This is a genomic window from Tsuneonella mangrovi, from assembly GCF_002269345.1.
Lineage (GTDB): Bacteria > Pseudomonadota > Alphaproteobacteria > Sphingomonadales > Sphingomonadaceae > Tsuneonella > Tsuneonella mangrovi.
Window position 1 is genome coordinate 577,945 of sequence record NZ_CP022889.1, and the last position, 16,887, is coordinate 594,831.

General features: G+C 64.3%; 16 protein-coding genes and 1 tRNA gene. 11 read left to right on the forward strand and 6 right to left on the reverse strand.

The genetic code is table 11. From position 1 onward, the window contains the following. Window positions 1-5: 5 nt before the first annotated feature. Window positions 6-1,295: a bifunctional folylpolyglutamate synthase/dihydrofolate synthase gene (locus CJO11_RS02775; RefSeq protein WP_095011344.1), complete on the forward strand. Its 1,290-nt coding sequence runs from the start codon at window positions 6-8 to the stop codon at window positions 1,293-1,295. Here the strand turns inward: CJO11_RS02775 and CJO11_RS02780 are convergent. Further along, window positions 1,292-2,632, reverse strand: coding sequence for an AmpG family muropeptide MFS transporter (locus tag CJO11_RS02780; protein WP_095011345.1), 1,341 nt, complete (start codon window positions 2,630-2,632; stop codon window positions 1,292-1,294). The genes CJO11_RS02775 and CJO11_RS02780 overlap by 4 nt on opposite strands. 75 nt (window positions 2,633-2,707) lie before the next feature. Between CJO11_RS02780 and CJO11_RS02785 the strand changes: the two genes are divergently transcribed. From CJO11_RS02785 to rsmD, 3 genes are read left to right on the forward strand one after another with little or no spacing between them, the layout of a single operon-like run. Further along, a complete protein-coding gene (locus CJO11_RS02785; RefSeq protein WP_095011346.1) occupies window positions 2,708-3,865 on the forward strand; it encodes an aromatic ring-hydroxylating oxygenase subunit alpha in 1,158 nt (385 codons plus the stop codon). An 18-nt stretch (window positions 3,866-3,883) separates the two neighbouring features. Beyond that, complete coding sequence (locus CJO11_RS02790) at window positions 3,884-4,645, forward strand: pseudouridine synthase (RefSeq protein WP_095011347.1); 762 nt, start codon at window positions 3,884-3,886, stop codon at window positions 4,643-4,645. Continuing rightward, window positions 4,642-5,184 (forward strand): 16S rRNA (guanine(966)-N(2))-methyltransferase RsmD, encoded by a 543-nt coding sequence (rsmD, locus tag CJO11_RS02795; protein WP_095011348.1) that lies wholly within the window; start codon window positions 4,642-4,644, stop codon window positions 5,182-5,184. The genes CJO11_RS02790 and rsmD overlap by 4 nt, the downstream gene beginning before the upstream one ends. Before the next feature lie 57 nt (window positions 5,185-5,241). Here rsmD and CJO11_RS02800 read toward each other — a convergent pair whose 3' ends face one another. Then, the gene (locus CJO11_RS02800; RefSeq protein WP_150124965.1) at window positions 5,242-5,526 is read right to left on the reverse strand and encodes a hypothetical protein; all 285 of its coding nucleotides are present in this window, start codon (window positions 5,524-5,526) and stop codon (window positions 5,242-5,244) included. Window positions 5,527-5,640: 114 nt separating this feature from the next. Here CJO11_RS02800 and CJO11_RS02805 point away from each other — a divergent pair, with 114 nt between their 5' ends. Continuing rightward, window positions 5,641-7,947, forward strand: coding sequence for an ATP-dependent helicase (locus tag CJO11_RS02805; protein ID WP_095013176.1), 2,307 nt, complete (start codon window positions 5,641-5,643; stop codon window positions 7,945-7,947). 52 nt (window positions 7,948-7,999) lie between these two features. Here CJO11_RS02805 and CJO11_RS02810 read toward each other — a convergent pair whose 3' ends face one another. The 3 genes from CJO11_RS02810 to CJO11_RS02820 all read right to left on the reverse strand — a co-directional run bounded on the left by CJO11_RS02810 (window position 8,000) and on the right by CJO11_RS02820 (window position 10,222). After that, on the reverse strand, window positions 8,000-8,950 hold the full coding sequence (locus CJO11_RS02810) for an OmpA family protein (RefSeq protein ID WP_095011350.1): 951 nt from the start codon (window positions 8,948-8,950) through the stop codon (window positions 8,000-8,002). Between the two features lie 264 nt (window positions 8,951-9,214). Then, entirely contained in the window at window positions 9,215-10,090 is an 876-nt protein-coding gene (locus tag CJO11_RS02815; protein ID WP_095011351.1) for an LOG family protein, read from the reverse strand. A 58-nt stretch (window positions 10,091-10,148) separates the two neighbouring features. Continuing rightward, a tRNA-Gln gene (locus tag CJO11_RS02820) sits at window positions 10,149-10,222 on the reverse strand. 185 nt (window positions 10,223-10,407) lie between these two features. On the opposite strand from CJO11_RS02820, the gene CJO11_RS02825 reads away from it, so the two are divergent. After that, entirely contained in the window at window positions 10,408-11,589 is a 1,182-nt protein-coding gene (locus CJO11_RS02825) for a Ppx/GppA phosphatase family protein (protein WP_095011352.1), read from the forward strand. Then, the gene (locus CJO11_RS02830) at window positions 11,586-12,251 is read left to right on the forward strand and encodes an RlmE family RNA methyltransferase (protein ID WP_095011353.1); all 666 of its coding nucleotides are present in this window, start codon (window positions 11,586-11,588) and stop codon (window positions 12,249-12,251) included. The genes CJO11_RS02825 and CJO11_RS02830 overlap by 4 nt, the downstream gene beginning before the upstream one ends. Before the next feature lie 52 nt (window positions 12,252-12,303). On the opposite strand, the gene CJO11_RS02835 is transcribed toward CJO11_RS02830, so the two are convergent. Further along, entirely contained in the window at window positions 12,304-12,912 is a 609-nt protein-coding gene (locus CJO11_RS02835; RefSeq protein WP_095011354.1) for a c-type cytochrome, read from the reverse strand. A 142-nt stretch (window positions 12,913-13,054) separates the two neighbouring features. On the opposite strand from CJO11_RS02835, the gene CJO11_RS02840 reads away from it, so the two are divergent. Genes CJO11_RS02840 through CJO11_RS02855 form a run of 4 tightly spaced genes read left to right on the forward strand, consistent with a single transcriptional unit; the run spans window position 13,055 to window position 16,887 of the window. Next, window positions 13,055-13,963 (forward strand): prephenate dehydratase, encoded by a 909-nt coding sequence (locus CJO11_RS02840; protein ID WP_095011355.1) that lies wholly within the window; start codon window positions 13,055-13,057, stop codon window positions 13,961-13,963. A gap of 28 nt (window positions 13,964-13,991) precedes the next feature. Then, the gene (locus tag CJO11_RS02845; RefSeq protein ID WP_240504537.1) at window positions 13,992-14,651 is read left to right on the forward strand and encodes a hypothetical protein; all 660 of its coding nucleotides are present in this window, start codon (window positions 13,992-13,994) and stop codon (window positions 14,649-14,651) included. Then, window positions 14,648-15,928: a DUF4350 domain-containing protein gene (locus tag CJO11_RS02850; RefSeq protein ID WP_095011357.1), complete on the forward strand. Its 1,281-nt coding sequence runs from the start codon at window positions 14,648-14,650 to the stop codon at window positions 15,926-15,928. Before CJO11_RS02845 ends, CJO11_RS02850 begins: the two co-directional genes overlap by 4 nt. Then, complete coding sequence (locus tag CJO11_RS02855) at window positions 15,925-16,887, forward strand: AAA family ATPase (RefSeq protein WP_205651094.1); 963 nt, start codon at window positions 15,925-15,927, stop codon at window positions 16,885-16,887. Before CJO11_RS02850 ends, CJO11_RS02855 begins: the two co-directional genes overlap by 4 nt.

Genomic DNA, 16,887 nt, shown 5'->3' on the forward strand with positions numbered 1-16,887 from the left:
CACCCTTGAAGGACTTCGCGCGGTCCGACGATACGGCGGTCCAGGCGCAGCTCGACCGGCTGGCGGCGCTCAGCGTGCCGCACGGGCGGTTGGGGCTGGAGACCATCCGCGCACTGCTCGCACGCATCGACGATCCGCACCTAGCGTTGCCACCGGTGTTCCATGTCGCCGGGACCAACGGCAAGGGATCGACCTGCGCATTCCTGCGCGCGATGCTGGAGGCGCAGGGCTACACCGTCCATGCCACCACCAGCCCGCACCTGGTGCGCTACAACGAGCGTATCCGCATCGCGGGCGAGCTGATCTCGGACGAGGCGCTGGCCGCCTTGCTGGCCGAAGTGCTCGACCTTGGTGATGGCCTGAACCCCAGCTTCTTCGAAGTGACCATCGCTGCGGCGTTCCTTGCCTTTGCGCGCACGCCTGCCAACGCCTGTGTGGTCGAAGTCGGCCTCGGCGGGAGGTTCGATGCGACCAACGTGATCGAGAAGCCCGCGGTGTGCGGCATCGCGACGCTCGGGATCGATCACGAGCGGTTCCTGCTCGCTCCCGAGGACGGCACGCCCGCCGAACCGATCTCGCGGATCGCGTTCGAGAAGGCGGGGATCGCCAAGCCCGGTGTGCCTCTGGTGACGCTCGGCCCCTCGATGCGCGCTGCCGCAACGCTAATGGAAGTGGCCGAAGCGCGCGGTGCACCGCTGCTGATGGAAGGGGTCGACTGGCTGACGCACGTGGGCACCGATGGCTTCCATTTTATCGATGCGGAGACCCGGCTCGCCCTGCCATTTCCGACCATGCCCGGCCGCCACCAGGTGATAAACGCGGGGCTGGCAGTGGCGATGCTGCACTACCAAAACCACCTTGCGGTCTCACCCGAAGCGATGGCCGAAGGTATTCGCGCGGCGAACTGGCCCGCACGGCTCCAGCGCCTCTCCCCCGGCCCGCTCGTGGGCACGCGCGAAGTCTGGCTCGACGGCGGGCACAACCCGGACGCGGGGCAAATGCTCGGGAAGCAATTCGCGGGACATCGCGCGCACCTGATCATCGGGATGATCGAGGCCAAGGATCCCACGGCGATCACCGGGCCGCTATCGCGCAGCATCGCAAGCATCAGCGCAGTGCCTGTCCCCGGTCACGACTTTCATCCGGCAGAAGCATTCGGGACCGAAGCGCGCGCGATGCCCGATGTCCCGACTGCGCTTGCCGCCCTGCCCGACGACGGATTGCCGGTGCTGATCGCAGGCTCGCTCTACCTCGCGGGCGAGGTGCTGCGGCTCAATAATGAAGTGCCGGATTAGATCTCCGGATCGTCTCGCGCGTCGCCTTCACCGACTTCACCGGCCGTGCCCATGGCGGCATCGACCAGCCCGGTCCGCATCATCCACCAGAAAATCGCGATCCCCGGCAATGCGATGACGGTCGTCAGCAGGTAGAAGTCGACATAGCCGTACGTCTCTATCAGCGCCCCTGCCGTCGTCCCGGTCAGGAAACGCCCGACGATGCTCGCGCCCGCGCTGATCAGCGCGTATTGCGCCGCCGTGAATCGCAAGTCGCACAGCGCCGAGAAGTAGGCAACAACCACTACCCCACCGTATCCACTAGCGAAATTCTCGAACCCGATCGCCCCGGCCATGCCGAGATTCGAATGCCCCGCCGCAGCGAGCAGCGCGAAACTGAGGTTCGATACCGCCATCAGGATCAGGGCGATGAGAACCGATCGTTTGAGGCCAAGCTTGGCGTAGAGGATGCCCCCGACGAACACACCGACGATCAATGCCCAGAAGCCCACGCCCACGTCGTAGAGCGCGATCTCGTCGTTGGTGAAACCAAGGTCGTTGAACAGCAGGCGGAAGGTCAGGTTGGCCAGCGTGTCGCCGATCTTGTGGACTAGAATAAATGCCAGCACCAGCCATGCGCCGTTGCGGCGGAAGAACTCGCTGAACGGCCCGGCAATCGATTGCCAGACTTCACCCATCGAACGCTTCTCTGCCGTCACCTGGTGCCTCGTCGGTTCGCCAAGCACGATAACGGTCAGCATCGCCGGCAGCGCGAACACCGCGCACGCCATGTAGGCTGCGCTCCAGCCGATGCGTTCCGCAACGACCAGCGCAACGGCCCCTGCGGCAGCTGCACCGATACGCCAGCCATACTGGCTCATCCCCGAGCCGACGCCGAGCTGGTAGGGCTTGAGGGTCTCGATCCGGTAAGCGTCGATCACGATATCGAAACTGGCCCCGGCAAGGCCCAGAAGGACAGCGCTCGTCGCAGTCCAGTAAATGTCCGCCTTGGGGTCGGCGAGCGCGAGGTTGAATACCGCCGCGACAACCAGCACCCCGATCAGGAGCATCCACGAAACGCGTTGTCCCAGCACGCCCAGCACCGGAAGCCGGACCCCGTCGATGATCCACGCCCACAGCGGCTTCAGGTTGTAGACGAAGAACGCCAGCGTGAACGCAGTCACGGTCGACTTCTCGATCCCGTCCTGAGCCAGCCGAGTGGTCAGCGTCGATGCCAGCAACGCGAAAGGGAAGCCGGACGAAACGCCGAGGAAGAAAGCGGCGAGCGACTCCTTCTCAAGATAGGGCCGCACCGAGTCCCACAGGCTGCGCCGTTCGTCGGATATTCCCTCGGCCATTCCCTAGCGTCCTTCCCGTTTCGCAGGTTTCGTGCGACACTTATCGCAGGAAGAGAGGAATAAGGAAGCGCTGCAATGGCCCAGACCATGACCGCTCCGGGGAAAAGACCGACCGACGGGCAACTGGCCCTCGCCGAGGCCGTTGCGCGCGGCGAGCAGCGCAAGGACGCAGGCGTTACCCGTGTTCCGACCGAGGTCTATACCGACCCGGATCACTTCGCGCGCGAGAAGTCCGCGCTTTTCGATCGCCTGCCGCAAGTCATCGCGCCATCCGCCTTGCTGCCCGAGCCGGGCATGGTCGTGCCGCACGATTCGACCGGGCGGCAACTGCTGATCACCCGCGACAAGGCAGGCGAGATTCACGTGTTTCACAACGTCTGCCGCCACCGCGGCACGCGTCTGGTCGAAGGGACTGAAGCGGAATGTGCGGCGCGGCTGGTGTGCCCCTACCACGCGTGGACCTATCGCTTGGACGGGACGCTGCTGGCGCTCCCCCGGCCCGATACTTTCCCGGGAATGGACAAGGCGGATTACCACCTTGCCGAACTGCCGAGCTGCGAGGCTGGCGGGTTGATCTGGTTTTCGCCTGCTCCCGAGGCCGATTTCACTCATGCCCGCATGATCGGCGAGGATATGGCGGCGTTCGATGCCGCCAACCACTATCTGTTCCGCCGCAAGACCCACACGGTGCGCGGCAACTGGAAGCTGATCATGGATGCCTTCCTTGAAAGCTACCATGTGCTGCGGCTCCATGCGAACACCATCGGGCCGTTCTTCAAGGACGGCGTGACAAGCGGCGATTTCATCGGGCCGCACGCGCGCTCGGCGGTCGGGCGCGCCGAAGAGCTCGAAGGGATCGACCTCACCGACATGCCCTCGCTGCGCCGGTATGTGACGTTCGCCTACCAGCTGCTGCCCGCCACGATCATCATCCCCAGCCCGGACTACATCAACGTGATGGTGCTGATGCCTCAGGCGCACGACCTGACGCTGGTCGAGGACTTCATGCTGATCCCCGAGGCGCCCGCGACCGACAAGGCGCGCGATCACTGGGAACGTAGCTGGGCGCTGCTCGACGGAGGGGTGTTCGCCAGCGAGGATTTCCGCGCGGCGGAGCTCGGCCAGCAAGGCCTCGAGACGGGTGTAGTCAAGGAATTGACGCTCGGCACGCTCGAAGGCGGGATCAACCGCTTCCACGAGACCGTGATGGAGGCGTTGCGCGCGGCGAATTGAGCGCGTAGGCGCGCCGCCATGTCTCAGAGTGACCGACCACAGGGCGAACGTATCGCCAAGCTCCTCGCGCGTGCAGGCGTGGCCAGCCGCCGCGAGGTGGAGCGCATGATCGAAGCCGGACGCGTGGCGATCGACGGCAAGGTGCTGGAAACCCCGGCGACGATCATCCCCGACCTCAAGGGCGTGACGGTCGACGGCAAGCAGGTTGCCCGCGCCGAACCCACCCGCGTGTTCGCGTTCAACAAGCCGACCGGCCTGATCACCGCCGAACGCGACCCCAAGGGCCGCCCGACGATCTATGCCGCGCTCCGCAATGCCCTTCCTCGCAATGCGCCGCGGCTGATGCCGATCGGACGGCTCGACATGAATACCGAAGGCCTGTTGCTGCTTACCAACGATGGCGAACTCAAGCGCGCGCTAGAGTTGCCCTCGTCCAATATCCCGCGCACATATCGCGCGCGGGCATTTGGAGATGTGCAGCAGCAACAGCTTGAGGAACTGATCGAAGGTGTCACGATCGACGGGATGCACTATGGCCGGATCGATGCCGATTTGGAGCGCAAGACCGGGCGCAACCAGTGGATCGTGATGACCATCACCGAAGGCAAGAACCGCGAAGTGCGCCGCGTGCTCGAACATCTTGGGCTCGAAGTGAACCGCCTGATCCGTGTCGGTTACGGCCCGTTCGAACTGGGCGACATGCCGCGCGGCACCGCGCTCGAAATCCCGCAAGTCCAGGTAGAGCGACTTCGCAAGCATTTGGCGCGCGAGAACCGATGAGGATCGTTGCCGGTCAATGGCGCGGACGGAAGTTGGCTGCGCCCAAGGGCGAGGCGACCCGGCCGACTGCCGATCGAACCCGCGAGACCCTGTTCAACATGCTTGTTAGCCGGCTCGGCAGTTTCGAAGGGCTTTCGGTGGCAGACCTGTTCGCGGGCTCGGGCGCACTTGGACTGGAAGCATTGTCGCGCGGCGCAGCTTCGTGCCTGTTCGTCGAGCAGGACGAGGCTGCGGTGAAAGCGATCCGCGCCAATGTCGCTGCGCTCGACGCCCGCGCGCGCTGCGATGTGCGTGCATCCTCAGTCTTGAGCCTCGGCCCAGTCCCCCAGCCGTTCGACCTGATCCTGCTCGATCCGCCCTACGACACAGGCGCGGGAGCAGTTGCGCTCGACCGGCTGCAACGGCTCGGCTGGATAGGTCCGGCGACGTGGATCGCGCTCGAAACCGGAGCGAAAGAGGTAGTCGAGGTAAAGGGGTTTGAAATTGCCGCGGAGCGGAAGGTCGGCAAGGCCAAGCTCAGCCTGCTGCGCGCTGCCTGACCGGAAGGTGGTGCCACGCCCCGCAAAAGGGGCAATGCGGGGCGCAGCAAACCGAAGTCAATGATCGGCGTTATGCGGCATCGCGCTCGCCGGCTCGCCGGGCCAGTAACCCAGCGGCCTGGTGCCCTTGCCTGTCGCGGCATACCGGTTGATGCACGCGCTCTGCTGATCGCTCTTGCAGATCGGCAGCTTCGCCGGGAGAGGCGCGGTGTCGGTGGCGGGCAATTGCTGAACGACCGGATCGCTTACGAACTGGACGTTGTCCGCCCCGCTGTCCGCCATTGCCGCAGCCGGGATAGCCAATGCAACAACACCGATGGTGGCAATAAGGGTACGGTTCATGGGTTCGTCTCCATATTTGTCCCTGTTGCCCACTTTCAACGTGCGACCCGGTGCAAGAGTTCCCCACGCGACCTTGCACGCCCACGCCATGTTCCCTAGTTGTTCACCGCCCCGATGAGCGAAAACCTGCCCCTCTACCCCGGCGGTCCGGAAACCGCGCTGCCAGCCTATGCCGCGCGATTGAATGCGCCCCAGCAAGAGGCGGTGCTGACAACCGAAGGGCCGGTCTTGATGCTTGCAGGAGCGGGCACCGGCAAGACCGCCGCGCTCACCGCTCGCCTCGCACACCTGATTGCCATGCGCCGGGCCTGGCCGAGCGAGATCCTGTGCGTGACCTTCACCAACAAGGCAGCGCGCGAAATGCGCGAGCGGGTCGGCGGGCATATCGGCGAAGCGGTGGAAGGGATGCCTTGGCTCGGCACGTTCCACTCGATCGGCGCGAAGATGCTGCGCCGCCATGCCGAACTGGTGGGCCTGCAGTCGAACTACACGATCATCGATACCGACGATCAGTTGCGACTGCTCAAGGCGCTGATCAACGAGCATGGGCTGGATGAAAAGCGTTGGCCCGCGCGCCAGCTCGCTGGACTGATCGACCGCTGGAAGAACCGCGGGCTCAACCCCGGCGATCTCGATGCAGTGGAGAACGAAGCGTATGCCAACGGGCGCGGGCAACAGTTCTACATGCTCTACCAGGAGCGGTTGAAGGCGCTCAACGCGTGCGACTTCGGCGACCTGCTGCTGCACATGCTCAACATCCTGCGGCGCGAACCCGAGGTGTTGGCGATGTACCAGCAGCGCTTCAAATACATCCTCGTCGACGAATACCAGGACACCAACCAGGTCCAGTACCTGTGGCTGCGGCTGCTCGCGCAGGAGCGCAAGAACATCTGCGTTGTTGGTGACGACGACCAGTCGATCTATTCGTGGCGCGGCGCTGAAGTCGCCAACATCCTGCGCTTCGAGAAGGATTTTCCCGGCGCGAAGGTGATCCGGCTGGAGCAGAACTATCGCTCCACCCCGCACATCCTCGCCGCCGCTTCGGGCCTCATCGGCGAGAACAGCCGGCGGCTGGGTAAGGAACTGTGGACCGAGGCGGGCGGCGGCGACAAGGTCCGCGTGATCGGCGTGTGGGATGCGCCCGAGGAAGCGCGCCGGGTCGGCGAGGAAATCGAGCGCCTCGAACGCGAAGGCCTGCCGCTCGACAGGATCGCGATCCTCGTGCGGGCGCAATACCAGACGCGCGAGTTCGAAGACCGGTTCATCCAGATCGGCCTCAGCTATCGCATCGTCGGCGGATTCCGGTTCTACGAGCGCGCCGAAATCCGTGATGCGCTGGCCTACCTGCGGGTGATCGCCCAGCCGCAGGACGACTTGGCGTTCGAGCGGATCTACAACCAGCCAAAGCGCGGCCTCGGCGCGAAGACGCTAGAGGCGATGCATCGCCATGCACGGGCCAGCGGCCTGCCGCTCGCCGCGGCTTCGCTCCAGCTGGCCGACAGCGACGAGCTTCCCAAGCGCGCCAGCGGCACGATCGCGCGGCTCATGAGCCAGTTCCTCCACTGGCGCGAGTTGGCCGAACAGGTCGCTCCATCCGAATTGCTGCGGACAGTGCTCGACGAAAGCGGCTACGATGCGATGCTCAAGGCGGACAAGACTGCAGAAAGCGCCGGACGGGCGGAGAACCTGTCAGAACTTGCCCGTGCGATGGAGGAATACGAGACGCTCGGCGACTTCCTCGAACACGTCGCGCTGGTGATGGACAACGACCGCGCCGACGACGGCGAGAAAGTCACCATCATGACGATGCACGCCGCCAAGGGGCTCGAATTCGACCAGGTGTTCCTGCCGGGATGGGAGGAAGGCGTGTTTCCCAGCCAGCGCGCGCTCGACGAAGGCGGGCTCGCGAGCCTCGAGGAAGAACGGCGCCTGGCCTATGTCGCGATCACCCGCGCGCGGCGGCACTGCACGATACTCCACGCGGCAAACCGGCGAATCTACGGCCAGTGGACCAGCAGCATCCCCAGCCGTTTCGTCGGCGAATTGCCCCCTGACCACATTACCGAAGAATCGACTCTCACCGGCGGGGCTTCGCTATGGCGCGCCGGGCTGAGCGAGCACGACGATCCGTTTGCGCACGTCTCGTCCAATCGCCCCGACCGCTCGCGCATTCGCGGGCCCGGTTGGCAGCGCGCGCTCACGACAGGATACGACGCTGCGCCCAAACGGGTGAAGGAAACCACCCGGTCCGCTGCCAGCTTCGCCGCCAAGCCGCGCACCGACATCGCGATCGGCACCCGCGTGTTCCACGACAAGTTCGGATATGGAACTGTCACCGACCAGGAAGGCAACAAGCTCGAAATCGAGTTCGAACAGGCCGGCACCAAGCGGGTGATCGACAGTTTCGTCAGCGTCGCGTGAAGCGGCTGTAGGCTAGGGGCGGCTCCGTCTGGGAACCGCCCCAGCTCATCGATTACTGCTGCTGCGCCCCGTCAGATGACTGCATCCCGTCTACGCTCTTGCTGACGAGGATATTGACCGAAACGCGGCGGTTCTGCGCCTTGCCGGCAGCGGTGCTGTTATCCGCCAGCGGATCGGACTCGGCCATCCCGGTCGGGGTCAGCATCCGCCAGGGCTTCCAGCCGCAGTGCTGCTGCAGATAGTTGACCACACGTCCAGCGCGGCGTTCGCTGAGGATCTGGTTGTAGTCCTCGCTGCCCACCGAATCGGTGTAGCCAACCACCAGCAACAGCGCGCCGTTCATGCCGTCGGCCTCCGAGGCTGCCGCGCACAGGTCGCTCTCCGCCTTGGGTGAAAGGTTCCACTTGCCGGTATCGAAGAACACGTTGGTGGTGTCCTTGATGTTGTACTTGTCGATGTCGGCCATCCGCCCACGCAGCGATTCGGCCAGCGCGGCGTTCCTGCTGATCCCGGCCTTGTTTTCGCCGATCGCCTGATCCTGTTGGCCGAAGCGGGCAGCCGTACCGGTGTGGATCATGGTCGCCGTCTTGAGATCCTTGGCCTTCAGCTTGACCTCGCTCGCGATGAGACCGTTGTTCCACTGAACCGTCTTGATCGCGACCGGCAGCCCGCTGAGCAGGGATTCCGATCCGAGCGACTGCTTGCTGATCCCGAGGAAACCGCCGCTGGCTTTCACCTCGGTCGCCTGACTGATCAGCACAGTGGTCTTGGTCCCGTTTACCTGCGTGACTTCCATCTTGTCGCCAAGGCGATCGGAGATGAAGCCATCGACCTCCGGTCCTTCGGGCATCCCGGACAGGTCGGCCGGTGTCGTGCCATGCACGGTTGCAACTACATCACTCGGCTGCTGGTCTTGCTGCTGGGCCGATGCACTCAACGGCATCGACACCGCGGCTGCGGCACACAACAAGGCAACTCCGGTCGGTTTGAAAATGACACTCATCAAGCTACTCCTTCGAATTGCGCGAGCTGGCCCTGCGTTTTCGCAGTCAATCTTGCCTTCGCCGCCATTGCGGCGAGCATGTCTGCCAGAACCCCTTGTCTCGCGGAAATTGGTTTGCGGCATAAATGTCGCTCCCGGCCATCGGTTCCCTTGCCGTCCGCAACAAAATTTCCTCGCCCTTGATCTTGCACGGCAATTTATCCGGACTTTTTGCTCGGGCGGGCTATTATTCCGACGAACTGCAACCGGCCCGCAGTGGCGCTCCTACAACTTGTAGAACGCTGCAATATGCCCCCAGGCCTCGTCCGCATTTTCGCACCAGCGGAACAGGTTGAGATCCGCTTTGTTGATGGTGCCTTCTTCAGCCAATGCATCGAAATCGACCACTCGGCTCCAGAAGTCCTTGCCGAACAGCAGGATCGGGATCGGCTTCATCTTACCGGTCTGGATCAGCGTCAACAGCTCGAGGAATTCGTCGAGCGTTCCGAACCCACCGGGGAAGACCGCCACAGCCTTGGCGCGCAGCAGGAAATGCATCTTGCGCAGCGCAAAATAGTGGAACTGGAAGCTGAGGTACGGCGTCACATAGGGGTTAGGTGCCTGTTCGTGCGGGAGCACGATATTGAGGCCGATCGATTCCGAACCGGCGTCGCTCGCACCTTTGTTGGCCGCTTCCATGATCGAAGGGCCCCCGCCCGAGCAGATCACGAACTGGCGCTTGCCCTCCTGGATGATTGCCTTGTCGCTAACCAGCTTCGCAAGGTCGTAGGCGACCTGGTAGTACTTGGCCTTCTCCGCCAGCCGCTCGGCCACCGCGCGATTTTCATCCGTCGCGGAAGCGAGCAGTTCGTCGACTTTGTCGGGCGCCGGGATCCGGGCAGAGCCATACATGACGAGGGTGGAGCCGACGCCCGCTTCCTCCAGCAACATCTCAGGCTTGAGCAGTTCGAGCTGGAAACGCACCGGGCGCAGCTCTTCGCGCAGCAGGAAGTCGGTGTCGCGAAAAGCCAGCCGGTAGGCCGGATGGCGGGTTTGCGGAGTGTCGGGCGTGCCCTTGTCGGTGAATGCCGCTTCCTGTTCGGCGCGGTAGAATCGGCGACCCTTCAGGTCGCGCTCTGGATGTTCGTTTTCATCAGTCATCCCCGCGCGATAGTCGTGCGTCGGACGCTGGGCAAGTTTCTGCAAACGGCGAGGAAGCTGGATGCCCCGTGAGGATTCGAACCTCAATTGACGGAGTCAGAGTCCGTAGTCTTACCATTAGACGACGGGGCATCGGCGCGCTTTGCCGGGATGCTCCTCGGCGCGCGAGAGGGCGCACTTAGTTGGACGACCCGGTCAGGTCAAGGCCACCGAACACCGATCTATTGCCGACGCTCAAATCGAACGCTAGCATTGGCGCCAGGTGCCCGTAGCCAAACCGATTTGTCTGGCGAGGGTGTTATTGGAAAGAACGCGCAATGGCGGACATGTCTCCGCCGGACAACAACAGAAGGGCTGCTCGAAGAAGGGGCAAAAGGTCCGGCAAAGTAGCCGATTTTCGCTACAAACGCCCCTCTCAGCCAGACAGCAGCGCCAGCGGCGAACAGCCGAAGCGGCGCGACGGGAAGACAAGCGAGACCGCCCGCCCGGAAGGACCCGCGGTCGGCGCATTGCCGGGCCATCGTCACGGACCACACCCCCGGCAAGCCTACGCGGCGCTCGATCTCGGAACCAACAATTGCCGGTTGCTGATCGCGCGACCATCGGGCGAGAATTTCACGGTGATCGACGCGTTCAGCCGCGTCGTCCGCCTGGGTGAAGGGCTCGCCACCAACGGTCGCCTGAGCGACGAAGCAATGGATCGTGCGGTCGGGGCGCTCGGCGTTTGCGCCGACAAGCTGCGCCGTCGCAACGTCTTCCTCGCCCGCTCGGTCGCGACCGAAGCCTGTCGGCGCGCGTCCAATGGGGAAGAATTCATCGAGCGCGTCCGCCGTGAGACCGGGATCGCGCTCGACATCATTTCCGCACAGGAAGAGGCGCGGCTGGCAGTACTCGGCTGCCACGTTCTGCTCGAAAGCGGCACTGGCCCTGCCCTCATCTTCGATATCGGCGGCGGTTCGACCGAACTGGTGTTGGTCGAACAGACCCAGACAGTCCCCGAAATCGTCGACTGGGTCAGCGTGCCGTGGGGCGTCGTCTCGCTAACCGATACGGTCGGCCGCGTCGAAGGCGACGAGGCTGCGCGAAACGACCGATACGCCGAGATGCGACGGGTCGTGCTGGAAAGCTTTGCGCCGTTCGCGGAGCGGATCACCGACTATGCACAACAGGGCGCAGAAATTCGCCTGCTCGGCACCAGCGGCACGGTGACCACCCTCGCCAGCCTGCATCTCGAATTGCCGCACTACGACCGTCGCGCAGTCGACGGCCTGATCGTCGAATCGAAATCGATGCGTGAGATCTCCGCGCGACTCTCCACCATGTCGCGAGACGATCGCAGCGCGCTGCCGTGCATCGGCCCCGACCGGTCGGAACTGGTGGTGGCGGGATGTGCGATTCTCGAATCGATCCTCGATATCTGGTCCGCAGACCGGCTCGGCGTGGCCGATCGCGGCATTCGCGAAGGCATCCTTCGCTCGCTTATGGCAAGCAACGCATGAGCCGCTCGGGCCGCAACCCCGACAAGCGGGTACGAACTGCACGGGGGCGTACGGCATCTTCGAACCGCTGGCTCGAACGCCAGCTCAACGATCCTTATGTCAAGCAGGCCAAGGCCGAAGGGTATCGCAGCCGCGCGGCCTACAAGCTGATCGAGCTCGACGAAAAATATCGCCTGCTCAAGGGCGCCAAGCGGGTCGTCGACCTGGGCATTGCGCCCGGCGGCTGGAGCCAGGTCGTGCGCAAGCAGGTGCCGCAAGCCGCAGTCGTCGGGATCGACCTGCTCGAAACCGAGCCGCTCGAAGGCGTCACGATCCTGCAAATGGATTTCATGGCCGATGAAGCCCCTGCCGCGCTCGAGAGCGCGCTGGGCGGGCAAGCAGACCTCGTACTGTCGGACATGGCCGCCAACACCGTTGGCCACAAGCAGACCGATCACTTGCGCACGATGGGCCTCGTCGAGGCCGCTGCATGGTTCGCGGTGGAGAACCTTGCGCCCGGTGGCGCGTTTGTCGCCAAAGTGCTGGCAGGCGGCACCGATGCCGACCTGCTGGCCTTGCTCAAGAAGCACTTCCGCACCGTCAAGCACGCCAAGCCACCCGCGAGCCGCAAAGGCTCGAGCGAGTGGTATGTCATCGCGCAAGGGTTCAAGGGCGCCGACTGACGGCGCCCCTCACCTGACAGAGCTAAAGGCAGCCGACTTGCACCGGCTCCGCTTACTTTGCTGCAGCAGCAGCTGCCGGGGCGGCGGCGTCCGACGCGCCATCGGCCGGAGCGGCTGCGGCGGTCTTGACCGCGGGCAGCGGCGGACCACCGCCGAGCGAACGCAGGTAGAGGATGATATCGGCGCGATCTTGCGCATTCGACAGTCCTGCGAAGCCCATCTTGGTACCCGAGGCGAACGCCCGCGGGCTGGTCAGCCAAGCGTCAAGGTTCTCGTAGGTCCAGTTGCCGCCGTGACCCGAAAGTGCGCTGGAGAACGAGAACCCGTTCTTTCCTTCGCCGATCGGTGCGCCGACGGTTCCGTAGAGGTTCGGGCCCTGCTTCACGCCTTCGCCCTGGTTGAAGGTGTGGCACGTTCCGCAACGGCCCGCAGCGTCCTTCTCGCCCTTGGCAGCATCGCCGGTGGCCAGCAATTCGGCCAGGCTCGGCCCCTTGGGCGCAGTGCTGCCTTCCTCGACCACGCCCTCGATGGGATAGCCCATGTGGTGCGGCCGGTGGACCCTGTCGGCCAGAAAGTACTTGGCGCTGATGCTTGAAAGGCCGAGTGCGACGATTCCGGAGAACAGAACCCAGCCAGCGGCGGTATTGAAACGGTCGTCCATGCGTGCAGTAATCCCGCGATTTCTCAAAAGTGGCAATCGGAAGGCAAGAAACCCGCGGCTGCTCTAATGGGGCGTTTGCGCAGGCGCAAGTGCGCAAAGCCCTTGCCGCCCGATTGACGCACAGCTACGCGCCGCAACGCCGATGGATAGCTTCCCCGCCCCCGCCCGCGACATGGTCGCGAAGATGCGCGCCGCCGCCGAGGCCGAGCCTGCGCGCGCGGTTGCCTACCAGGGCTCGCCTGGAGCCAATTCGCACCGCGCGGCAATCGAAATGGTGCCGGGCTGCCTGCCGTTGCCGTGTTTCTCGTTCGCCGACGCCATCGATGCAGTGAAGGCCGGTCGCGCGGGCGCCGCGGCGATTCCGGTCGAGAACAGCCAGCACGGACGGGTTGCCGATATCCACTTCCTGCTTCCCGAAAGCGGCCTGTCGATTGTTGGCGAGCACTTCCTGCGCATCAATCATGCGCTGATGGCCGCACCGAACGAAGGCGGGACACACGGCCCGTTCGAATTCGCGCTGAGCCACCCGCAAGCGCTCGGCCAGAGCCGTCATTTCCTCAAGGAGCGGGGAATCAAGCCGCAAGCGCACTCGGACACCGCCGGCGCTGCCGCCTACGTCGCTGAAATGGCCGATCCGCGCCTTTCGGCCATCGCACCGCCATTGGCGGCCGAACTCTACGGCCTCGATATCGTCGAGAACGACGTCGAAGATGCTGCCGACAACACCACCCGGTTCCTGCTGCTCGCGCGCGATCCGCTACCACCCGAAACGATCGCCGGACGCGCCGCAATCACGACCTTCGTGTTCGAAGTGAAAAACATCCCTGCCGCGCTCTACAAGGCACTCGGCGGATTTGCGACCAACGGCGTCAACATGACCAAGCTGGAAAGCTACCAGGTCGGTGCCAGCTTTGCCGCGTCGATGTTCTATTCCGACATCCTCGGTGCCCCGGGCGATCCCGCGGTCGATCGCGCGCTCGAGGAGCTCGCGTTCCATTCGAAAGAGCTGCGGATGCTCGGGACTTATCCGCAAGCACGCGAACGCGGCTAATTCAGGCACTTGCGCGCATCTGCACTGCGTGTCACCACTGCTCACCGTGACGACAGGCGCGGGGGAATTGGCGAAGGCCGCCGATGCGTGGGATGCGACCCGCGCAGACCAGTCGATCCAGTTCGCTCCGCTCAAGGCACCTCCAGCGCCTGAGGAACCCGCATGGCTGAAGGCGCTGTTCGATTGGCTGGGCGAACTATTCCGACCGGTCGGCAGGGCATTGGGCGAATCATGGCCGGTCCTCAAATGGGTCCTGCTGGCGATTGCCATTATCGCGATCGGGTACCTGATCTGGCGCCTTGTCGCGCCGATGCTCGGGTGGACTCCCGAAAAGCGGGAAGAGGAGGACGAGGAAACCTGGGCGCCGGATCACAGCGTGGCGATCGCCTTGCTCGAAGATGCCGACCGGCTCGCATCCGAAGGCCGGTTCGATGCGGCGACTCACCTGCTCCTGCAGCGTAGTGTCGGACACATTGCCGACGTTCGTCCCGACCTGGTCGACCCGTCGACAACCGCGCGCGAACTGGCTGGCCTCGCAGCACTGCCCGATGGCGCGCGGAACGCATTTTCCACGATTGCATCACGCGTGGAACGCAGCCTGTTCGCGCTATCCCCGCTCGACCAGAACGACTGGAGCGCCGCGCGGGCAGCTTATTCGGAGTTTGCCCTCGCGAGGATCGGCCGTTGAGCAGCGCCCGCCGTTCCCCATTCAGCGCGAAGGTCGTGCTTGGCCTGCTGTTGTGCGGCTCGCTCGCCTTCCTCGCGACGCTCTATTTCATTGGCACCGGCCGGACCGGATCAAGCACTGGCGAAGCCCATGCCGCGTCGCGCGGACTCAACGGGTATGCGGCGCTCTACACAATGCTCGAAAAACAGGGCTACGCCGTCTCGCAATCGCGCGACCGGGCTGGCCTGAGAAGCAAGGGTCTGTTGATCTTGACTCCGTCGCTACAAGCCGAACCGGATGAGATTTCGCAGGCAATCGCCAACCGCCGCTACATCGGGCCGACACTGCTGATCGTTCCCAAGTGGTTCGCGTTCGCGCCGCCTGCGACTTACAAGGACAAGAAAAGCGGCTGGGTCCTCTTGGCCGGTGCGACCACGCCCGAGTGGCTGGAAAAGCTCGGCGACGACTTGTCGCTCAAGGCGAAGCTCGGCGAAGTTGCAAAGGGCAAGTCGCAATGGTCAGGCCTGGGGCGGTCGGGTTCGCTGCCGAAGCCGACAAGCGTCCAGGAACTGACCGGTGGGAACTTGATCGAGCTGGTCAAGGACTCGGCGGGCAGGATGCTGGTCGGGTATGACAACGACAACGGGTGCTACCCAGTCCTCGACGAAGCGGCGGATGTCACCGACGACAATGCCGATAAATGCGACGGTGACCGCTGGAACCTGACAATCGTGGTCGAGCCCGACCTGATGAACAACTATGGCCTCGAAGACCGCAACCGGGCGATGCTGGCCGCGAAAATTGTCGAACTGACCCGCGAAAAGCAGGATATCCCGATCGTGTTCGACCTTTCGCTTGCGGGGCTCGGAGGGGCCAAGAACCTGCTGACTCTAGCAGTCACGCCGCCGTTCCTTGCCGCTACCCTGTGCCTTTTGATCGCGATGATCGCGATTGGGTGGCGCGCGTTCCTGCGGTTCGGGCCGCCGCTGGCGGAAGGCCGAGCAAACGCCTTTGGCAAGCGGCAGCTGGTAGCCAATTCGGCCGGGTTCCTCGTGCGTAGTCGGCGGCTGCGCCTGCTGACCGCACCCTTCGCAGCGTTGGTCGCCAGACGGCTGGCAAACGCCTTGGGCCTGCGCGGCGCGGAACCGGCTGCAATCGACGCGGCGCTGGCCCGGCGGGCACCCGATTCACCGCCGTATTCACAACTGGCCGAGCAGCTCAGGCAAGCGCGCGGTCCATCCGAAATCCTGCGTGCAGCGCACGCGCTCAAGTCGCTCGAAGGGACGATTACGCCATGACCATGACCCTCGATGAGGTTCGCACCCTCGCCGCATCGATCCGCGCCGAAGTCGGCAAGGCGATCGTCGGACAGGACGAAATTGTCGAGCACCTGCTCGTCGCCCTGCTGGCCGAAGGACACGTGCTGCTCGAAGGGCCGCCGGGGACCGCGAAGACCTTCCTCGCGCAATGTTTTGCAAGTTCGCTCGGGCTCGACTTCGGTCGGATCCAGTTCACACCGGACCTGTTGCCAGGGGACATCCTCGGCTCGAACTTGTTCAACTTCCAGACCAGCCAGTTCACTCTCACCCGCGGGCCGATCTTCTGCGACCTGCTGCTGGCCGACGAGATCAACCGTACGCCGCCCAAGACCCAGGCCGCACTGCTCGAAGCGATGCAGGAACGGCGGGTGACGCTCGACGGCGAAACGCATTCGCTGCCCGATCACTTCATGGTCGTCGCCACGCAGAACCCGATCGAGAACCAGGGCGTCTATCCCTTGCCCGAAGCACAGCTCGACCGGTTCCTGTTCAAGCTGCTGGTGCCCTACCCATCCAACGAAGAGGAAGCGGCGATCGTCGCCCGCTTCGGCCAGCGCCAAGGCACCCCGCGCGCCGCCGACTTCGGGATCGGCGCAGTGACCGATCGCGAGAAGCTTGCTTTTGCAGCCGGTGCGCTCGGGCAAGTGACGGTAGCGCAGGAGATCGTCGATTATGTCGTGCGGCTGATCCGCGCGACGCGCGAAAATTCGGAGATATCCAGCGGCGCATCCCCCCGTGCGGCGGTCCAGCTCGCCAACGCAGCCCGGGCGCGGGCCGCGCTCGAAGGGCGCAACTACGTGATCCCCGACGACGTCAAGGCGCTCGCCACAGCCGTGTTGCGCCATCGCCTGGTGCTCAGCCCCGCCGCCGAAATCGAAGGCCGCGATATCGAGAGCCTCGTCGCCCAGCTGGTCGAAGCGACCGAGGCACCGCGTTGA